The following is a 617-nucleotide window of genomic DNA, read 5'->3' on the forward strand; positions in this document are numbered from 1 at the left end:
TTATTGATAGTGTTTTATGTTCAGATAATGCCCGATGACTTTGTCATGCAGCTCCACCGATTTTGTGAGCGACAGCGACTTCCGTCCCAGCCGTGCCAGGTGCTGCCTCAGATTCAGGTTATGCCGCTCAATTCGCTGCGTATATCGCTTGCTGATTACGTGCAGCTTTCCCTTCAGGCGGGATTCATACAGCGGCCAGCCATCCGTCATCCATATCACCACGTCAAAGGGTGACAGCAGGCTCATAAGACGCCCCAGCGTCGCCATAGTGCGTTCACCGAATACGTGCGCAAACCGTCTTCCGGAGCCTGTCATACGCGTAAAACAGCCAGCGCTGGCGCGATTTAGCCCCGACGTATCCCCACTGTTCGTCCATTTCCGCGCAGACGATGACGTCACTGCCCGGCTGTATGCGCGAGGTTACCGACTGCGGCCTGAGTTTTTTAAGTGACGTAAAATCGTGTTGAGGCCAACGCCCATAATGCGGGCGGTTGCCCGGCATCCAACGCCATTCATGGCCATATCAATGATTTTCTGGTGCGTACCGGGTTGAGAAGCGGTGTAAGTGAACTGCAGTTGCCATGTTTTACGGCAGTGAGAGCAGAGATAGCGCTGAT

At 54.1% G+C, this 617-nt stretch carries 1 pseudogene; it reads right to left on the reverse strand.

From position 1 onward, the window contains the following. A pseudogene (locus PUZ33_RS25130) lies at window positions 1-617 on the reverse strand (IS1 family transposase); the annotation flags it as partial.

It is taken from the genome of Enterobacter cloacae complex sp. 2022EL-00981, from assembly GCF_028737495.1.
Taxonomy (GTDB): Bacteria; Pseudomonadota; Gammaproteobacteria; order Enterobacterales; family Enterobacteriaceae; genus Enterobacter; species Enterobacter cloacae.